Annotated in this window: 7 protein-coding genes; 6 read left to right on the top strand and 1 reads right to left on the bottom strand. The window is 32.1% G+C overall.

The genetic code is table 11. The features are described 5' to 3' along the window. The first annotated feature begins 151 nt into the window (after positions 1 to 151). Both BUC11_RS13860 and BUC11_RS13855 read left to right on the top strand, forming a co-directional pair. Positions 152 to 862 carry a mechanosensitive ion channel family protein gene (locus BUC11_RS13860; protein WP_245793900.1) on the top strand — a complete coding sequence of 237 codons (711 nt, stop codon included), beginning with the start codon at positions 152 to 154 and terminating at the stop codon, positions 860 to 862. Continuing rightward, a complete protein-coding gene (locus BUC11_RS13855; RefSeq protein ID WP_073355013.1) occupies positions 863 to 1771 on the top strand; it encodes a mechanosensitive ion channel family protein in 909 nt (302 codons plus the stop codon). Between the two features lie 136 nt (positions 1772 to 1907). Here the strand turns inward: BUC11_RS13855 and BUC11_RS13850 are convergent, their stop codons facing one another. After that, complete coding sequence (locus BUC11_RS13850) at positions 1908 to 2822, bottom strand: YihY/virulence factor BrkB family protein (RefSeq protein ID WP_073355011.1); 915 nt, start codon at positions 2820 to 2822, stop codon at positions 1908 to 1910. Between the two features lie 238 nt (positions 2823 to 3060). Between BUC11_RS13850 and BUC11_RS13845 the strand changes: the two genes are divergently transcribed. From BUC11_RS13845 to BUC11_RS13830, 4 genes are all read left to right on the top strand, one after another. Further along, positions 3061 to 3588 carry a superoxide dismutase family protein gene (locus BUC11_RS13845; RefSeq protein ID WP_073355010.1) on the top strand — a complete coding sequence of 176 codons (528 nt, stop codon included), beginning with the start codon at positions 3061 to 3063 and terminating at the stop codon, positions 3586 to 3588. A 113-nt stretch (positions 3589 to 3701) separates the two neighbouring features. Further along, on the top strand, positions 3702 to 4901 hold the full coding sequence (locus BUC11_RS13840) for an LETM1-related biofilm-associated protein (protein WP_073355008.1): 1200 nt from the start codon (positions 3702 to 3704) through the stop codon (positions 4899 to 4901). Between the two features lie 695 nt (positions 4902 to 5596). Next, a complete protein-coding gene (locus BUC11_RS13835; RefSeq protein ID WP_073355007.1) occupies positions 5597 to 7033 on the top strand; it encodes an NADP-dependent isocitrate dehydrogenase in 1437 nt (478 codons plus the stop codon). An 18-nt stretch (positions 7034 to 7051) separates the two neighbouring features. Beyond that, positions 7052 to 7294 (top strand): hypothetical protein, encoded by a 243-nt coding sequence (locus BUC11_RS13830; RefSeq protein WP_073355005.1) that lies wholly within the window; start codon positions 7052 to 7054, stop codon positions 7292 to 7294. The last annotated feature ends 76 nt before the right edge of the window (positions 7295 to 7370 follow it).

The following is a 7370-nucleotide window of genomic DNA, read 5'->3' as shown; positions in this document are numbered from 1 at the left end:
ACCTCGGAAAAGGCATCAATTTGATTCTCCAAATGAAGTATATTTACAATTATTAAACAATAATCAGGAATTCGCATTAATTAATTGAATCCACCATCTTAAATTAGGTACAATTTTCACTTTTGCTCTTTTAATTGTAGCAGTTTTCATATTGCTCTTCGTAATAAAAAAAACAATTTATAAAGCAACCCATATTGAGCTTTCAAAAAAATATTCCATCTACAGCTTAATAAAATACTTTATAATTATTTTCTCTTTTATTATAGGTTTACAAATATTTGGTTTTAATTTATCGGTTTTAATTGCAGGTTCTGCTGCCCTACTTGTAGGTCTTGGTTTGGGATTACAAAATCTATTTAGCGATTTTATATCGGGTATAATAATTCTAATTGACTCAACGGTGAAAGTAAATGACATCATTGAAGTAAACGGGATAGTATGTCAGGTGCAGGAAATTGATATCAGAACGACCACCGTATTGACTAGAGATGACAAATATATTATTCTGCCAAATTCTGATTTAACAAAAAACCAATTAATAAATTGGACCCATAGTAAAATTACGTCTCGATTTGAAATTAGTGTGGGCGTCGACTATTCATCGAATGTAAAACTGGTTATGACTATTCTAAAAGAAGCCACTGACAAACAAGAGGGAGTGCTCCAAACCCCTAGCCCATTTGTACGTTTTTCGGAATTTGGAGATTCTTCGTTGAATTTCTCTGTAATTTTCTGGTCGGACGAAGTATTTAGAGTAGAAAACATTAAAAGTGAAATCAGAATAAGAATATTTGAAATGTTTAATTCAAATAATATCACCATTCCATTTCCTCAGAGAGTCCTACATCTAAATAATGAATAAATGGAAGAGCAAATTCAGCGCTATCTTTTTAATCCTACAATAGGAAAAATTGCAGTAATTTTAATTGGTGTGCTATTTATTTGGTCCATAATTAAAGTCTTCCAGCGGAATTTTTTCTCGAAAATAAAAAACGCAGACAATCGATACCGTACTAAAAAATTCAGCAGCTTCATTGGTTATTTTTTAACTATTCTGCTAATTACGATCGTTTTCAATGAAAAACTTGGTAACCTTACGGTAGCTTTGGGAGTTGCGGGAGCTGGTATTGCCTTTGCCTTGCAGGAAGTAATTGCATCATTTGCTGGTTGGCTAGCTATTCTTTTTGGTAATTTTTATACTACAGGTGATCGCGTTCAATTAGGAGGTATAAAAGGGGATGTTATGGATATTGGAGTTCTAAGAACTACGATAATGGAAATTGGCCAATGGGTTGATGGAGATCTATATAACGGCCGAATTGTACTAATCGCCAACAGTTTTGTTTTTAAAGAGCCCGTATTTAATTATTCTGGTGATTTCCCCTTTTTGTGGGATGAAATTAAATTGCCCATTCAATATGGTAGTAATTATGAAAAAGCAACAGCCATTTTCCTTAAAGTAGGAACTGAAGTAGCAGGAGATTTAGCTGAAAAATCACACGAAAAATGGAAAACTCTTCAAAATAAATACAGCCTAGAAGATGCACAAACAGAGCCCATGGTTTCTTTAATTGCCAATGATAACTGGGTTGAATTTACGTTAAGATATGTTGTCAGTTATAAAAAAAGAAGAGCCACAAAAACCATTTTATTTTCTAAAATTCTAAAAGAAATTGATGCCACAAATGGAGAAATTAAATTTGCTTCTGCAACATTCCAATTAGTTCAAACTCCTGATTTTAATGTAAACATCAAGAAATGGTTTAGCTGACTTACTTTCCAAAAATTAAACTTAAAGTATCAAATTAATACTGCTTTAAGCGAGGCTGTATAAAGAATTCTATATTATTTTATACGCAATTAAGGCTCCATTTTAGTAGAGATTCCCATCTAAATTACTACCTATTTTATTTTTTAACTTCTACCACTTCCACCTTAATTCCAACAGCGTAAGCATTTGGTACTATTTTATTGCCATGTGCATTGGCATACACTTTAGTGAATTCAGCTCCAAAATATAAAATTATAGCCGAATAATATACCCAAATTAATATAATTATTACGGATCCTGCAGCGCCGTAAACAGTAGCTACAGTTGAGCTACCCAAATAAAAACCAATCGCAAATTTACCTATCATAAAGAAGAAAGAGGTAAAACTGGCACCTATTAAAGCGTCCTTCCACACGATATATCCATCTGGTAAAGTTTTGAAAATTATGGAAAACAAGATCGTGGTTGTTGCAAATAAGATTACAATATTGAAAACATAAAAGATATATACCGTGGTGTCAGGGAAATAAACAAGTAAACGTGTGTTTATAACATCCATGACAGTATTGACCATCAAACTCACGAGCAACAAAAATCCAACTGACGCAATCATTGAAAACGACATTAAGCGGTTTTTAATGAATTTCATAATGCCTTTATTGGGTTTTGCCTTTAACCCCCAAATAGAATTGATAGAACTTTGTATTTCGGCAAATACACCGGATGCTCCTATCAACAACATAATTCCTCCAAATATTGTGGCAAATGTAACACTGTCTGACAACTCTATATTTTTGATCGTTTCCTGAATTTGAATGGCCGCTTCATTGCCAACCATACCATTTATTTGGCCAAAAAACCGTCCAGTAACTGCTTCTCTTCCAAACAAAAAACTAAAAATAGACAATATGATAATCAATAATGGAGGCAATGAAAAGATTGTGTAATAAGACAATGATGCGCTTAACTTTATCCCATTATCATCATCAAATTCGTTATAAGTCCTTTTCAATAAACTCCAGCTAATAATGGCTATTTCTTTGTGCTTCATTTTTTTAACTCTTTTTTAATACTACCTAAAAATATAAATTCCAATATATAAGTTTCTATCGCTACATGCAGTAACAAAACTAGGCCTTTTGTTCGAATGATTCATTCCTTGTAAAAGTATAAAGATATTCTTTACCATTTAGAAGTACATTTTAAAAAAAAGTAAAACATTCCATTATTAACAAGTGAATCTCCTACTCTGCACTCCAAAATTTCTTATCTTTGAAATAAAACATATTATGAAAAAATTAGTTTTACTATTTGGAATTGGTTTAGCAGTTTTAATTGGTTGTAAAACCAATACTTCCTTAAATAATGATAAGACATTGGTGATTGCTTTCGAACCAAAAAGTAATAGCAATGTAACCGGAACGGCCACATTTGTTGAAAATAAAGGAACAGTAACGATGATTGCTAAATTAACAGGCTTAACTCCTGGCATTCATGCCATACACATTCATGAGAAATCAGATTGTACCGCTGCTGATGGAAGTTCCGCCGGTGGACACTGGAATCCAACATTTAAAAAACACGGAAAATTAGGAGAAGGCGAAGCTCATAAAGGAGATATTGGTAATTTTACAGCTGATAAAAATGGAAATGGCACCGTCACTTTTAGGACTAGTGAATGGGGTATTGGATCTGCAGATGAAACTAAAAACATAATAGGTAAAGGGTTAATCGTGCATCAAGGCGCTGATGATTATGTTTCACAACCTGCTGGAAATGCTGGCGCAAGGGTTGCCTGCTCTGCTATTATCAAATAATATTTGAAATAAATCAATGAAACCGTCTCATAACAGTTATGAGACGGTTTTTTAATTTTATTATAACAAGAAGACCATAAAAATACATAGCTTTGTATCTTCAAATTAGAGCAATGATTAACCCTTCGGCATCAGGTTGGATAGATAAATTTTTTATTGAACAAAAATTTTCAAAAGATACTGTTTCAAAAACTACGGACACTTTTTATCAAAAAGTTAGAGATACGGGATTTATCTATGGTCATATCATTTCCTTTGAAACAATTACAGCCATTGATACCAAAGGCTGGTTTAAAGATGAGATCTCAAAAGTAGCACTTTTGAATACCTTATATGGTGTTTTTTGTTTGACCAATGAGGATATTACTGCTGCTAATTTCATTAAACATGTTGTTATTTTTTACAATCAAATGCATCCTCAAGGATCTAATTTATTTAAAAAAATATTACCCAAAAACTCACCTGCTTTAACTTTAGAAAAAATTATTGATGCTCGAGTTCAAACTAATGACAGCATCATCAGTAAAAATTTTTCTCATCTTGTTACTAATGCATTATTGTTTATTGACACACTTGCGTTTCGTCAATATTTAATCCATGGAGAGATTCCCGAAAAATACCTAAAAAAAATTGAAGAGACCATTGTAAATATCGTCACATTGGCTTTAAAAATAAAATCCAAAAAATCACAGTACGATGATTTATTAATCAAACTCTTTGAAGCTTCTATTCGCTATAGTAAATTCTCAAAAGTTTCAGCTCAAAGTTTAGAAACACTTCAATTAGATTACTTTACAAATGAATTGGAAAAATATTATTTAATAGATATTGCTGGAATGGCTTTGTGGAGTGATGGTAAAATAGAAAATGATGAATTGTATTTTTTGCAATCGTTAGCTGAGATCTTGCAAATACCCGATTATTTTGTAAACGAAAGTGTCAACAGTACCCATCTATTCATTTCAAAGCACAAAAAAGAAATTCCATATTTTAATTATTCAAATCCAGTTAAGCATTTTTATGACCAAACCACTCAAAGTGTAGTTACTCTTATTGGCCGTAATAAAAACAGATTGATTAAAGAAATTTTACAAAGTAAGGAATTAATGGTGCTCCTAGCTTATTCCACTCGCAGGGATTTAGACGAGAAAGAAAAGAAAAAAGTCAAAAAACAATTATTAGAAATTTGTAAAACCGTTCCATCACTGGCTATTTTTTTACTTCCGGGAGGGAGTTTATTGCTGCCTATTCTAATTAAATTTATACCTACTTTATTACCATCTGCCTTTAATGAGAATATGGATAATGAATAGCCCGCATCAAAAAATATATTGAATTGAATTCATTTTTGTGTACTTCAAATAATCTTTTACTGACGTTTTTTATTTATTATTTCACATGTGGCTTTTTAGATAAAATAGCCCGTTTTAACACAAAATAGGATTGTATAAGTGGCACTTTATCGTTCGTCTTGAAAGCTAATCATTTATCAACTTGAAAGTCACAACAACGGTGAAAATCGATTGTTTTAGCGCTTTATTGGAAGTCAAATGCATTTAGATTTTGGAATTAAATTATTTCTACTTACAAATTGTCCCGCTCAAAAAATGATCTACCTTCCCAATTTCATATTTATTACGGAAGCTTCAAGACAAATTCACCAAGTCAAATTAGGCTAAAATCACTGCGGTTTTAAAATCTTCTTTAAGCGTATTGACAATCGCATTTAAGTTTCTATTCCAATTTCTCGTAAAAGAAATCTCCTTCAATAATCCCATCAAGTAGAATTTTAAGCTAATTATCTAATAGATTTTAAGGATTGACAAAAAGAGGAGGAATAAAAGGAAGTACTAGTGTTGGTTTTCTGCAACTTCAATTTAAAAAAACACCTAGCAAACTAGGAATACAACATATAAAAATATTTTATGTGTTTCATTACAAATATAAATAAAAATTTATGTATAAATAGTGCGAACTTTGCAGTATCAAAACACTTAAAATAAATCAAATGACTCGAATTACAGTAGCTAAAGGAGATGGAATTGGTCCAGAAATAATGGATGCAACTCTTAAAATCATTATCGCAGCCGGAGCAGAATTAGAAATTGATGAAATAGAAGTAGGAGAAAAAGTTTATTTATCAGGAAATACTTCTGGAATTGCGAGTGAATCTTGGGATATTATTCGTAGAAATAAAGTTTTTTTAAAAGCTCCAATAACCACTCCACAAGGTGGTGGTTACAAAAGTTTAAATGTAACAACTAGAAAGTTTCTTGGACTATATTCAAACGTGAGACCCTGTATGAGTTTACATCCCTTTGTAGAGACCAAACATCCTAAAATGGACATTGTAATTATTCGCGAAAATGAAGAGGATTTATATGCTGGAATTGAGCACCAACAAACCGATGAAGTAGTACAATGTTTAAAACTTATAAGCCGTCCTGGTTGCGAAAAAATAGTTCGTTATGCTTTTGAGTATGCTAAAGTGTATGGTCGAAAAAAGGTAACTTGTTTTACAAAAGACAATATCATGAAACAAACAGACGGACTGTTTCACCAGGTCTTTGATGAAATTGCTTTAGAATATCCCGAAATTGAGAATGAACATTGGATTGTTGATATTGGTGCTGCAAAAATGGCGGATACGCCAGAGATCTTTGATGTCATAGTAACCTTAAATCTTTATGGTGATATTCTGTCTGATATTGCTGCACAAATTGCTGGTTCTGTTGGATTGGCTGGCTCGGCTAATATTGGTGAAGAATGTGCCATGTTTGAAGCAATCCATGGTTCAGCACCAAGACGTGCTGATCAAAACTTGGCAAATCCATCTGGATTATTAGAAGGTGCTGTAATGATGCTAAATCACATTGGGCAAACAGAAATTGCGGAAAAAATACAAAATGCTTGGTTAAAAACCATAGAAGACGGAATCCATACTTATGATATTTACAAAGAAGGAATAAGCAAAGAAAAAGTAGGAACAAAAGAATTTGCCCAAGCTGTTATTGCCAATTTAGGTGAAAATCCATCTAAATTAAAACACGTTTCGTATGCGAAAGATGCGGTTTTAAACCTACCAAAATATGCAAAGAAACCTGCTAAAAACAAAGAATTAGTTGGAGTTGACCTATTTATACATTGGAATGGAACAGATCCAAACGAATTGGCCGAAAAAATTAAAACTATTGGTACTGATGATAAACATTTGACTATGATTACCAATCGTGGAATTAAAGTTTGGCCTGACGGATTTAATGAAACCTATTGCACGGATCACTGGCGTTGTAGATTTAAACCAACCCATGGAAAATTAATCGAGAAAAGCCAAATCATAACTTTATTATCCACTGCGTTGGATGCTAAAATTGATGTAATTAAAACAGAAAATTTATACGACTTTGATGGAAAAGCCGGATATTCATTAGGTCAAGGACAATAATCTTTAAAGCTTAAAAACATGGAAATCCCACTTATTGAAGTTGAATTTAGCACAAATGAAGCCCTAGAGCTAATTGTTAAAATGATTGAAGTAAAAATTAAATTTCATGAAAGTAAGGTTTGCAACTCACAGCAAGAAGAAGACATCAAAAGTCGTGAGAATAAAATTAAAAATCTTCAAAAATCATTGTATGACACTAGACTTTTTTTAAACACACAAAATAGTGGAGTCAAAATTAAATGTTCAATTCACATAGAATAACGGGTTGCCTTCTATTTCGAGTTTTAAAATGAAAAAATAAGGAAAATCAAATTCTGATACTAAAAAAGCCACTTAA

Source organism: Flavobacterium xanthum, assembly GCF_900142695.1.
Taxonomy (GTDB): domain Bacteria; phylum Bacteroidota; class Bacteroidia; order Flavobacteriales; family Flavobacteriaceae; genus Flavobacterium; species Flavobacterium xanthum.
Note: the sequence above shows the minus strand (reverse complement) of the source record. Positions and strands in the feature narration are given on the sequence as shown.

What these genes read in the sequence shown, in the direction of transcription:
- BUC11_RS13850 (WP_073355011.1), bottom strand. Translation starts at nt 2,822, where the DNA reads ATGAAGCACAAAGAAATAGCCATTATTAGCTGGAGTTTATTGAAAAGG.
- BUC11_RS13845 (WP_073355010.1), top strand. Translation starts at nt 3,061, where the DNA reads ATGAAAAAATTAGTTTTACTATTTGGAATTGGTTTAGCAGTTTTAATT.
- BUC11_RS13855 (WP_073355013.1), top strand. Translation starts at nt 863, where the DNA reads ATGGAAGAGCAAATTCAGCGCTATCTTTTTAATCCTACAATAGGAAAA.
- BUC11_RS13830 (WP_073355005.1), top strand. Translation starts at nt 7,052, where the DNA reads ATGGAAATCCCACTTATTGAAGTTGAATTTAGCACAAATGAAGCCCTA.
- BUC11_RS13840 (WP_073355008.1), top strand. Translation starts at nt 3,702, where the DNA reads ATGATTAACCCTTCGGCATCAGGTTGGATAGATAAATTTTTTATTGAA.
- BUC11_RS13835 (WP_073355007.1), top strand. Translation starts at nt 5,597, where the DNA reads ATGACTCGAATTACAGTAGCTAAAGGAGATGGAATTGGTCCAGAAATA.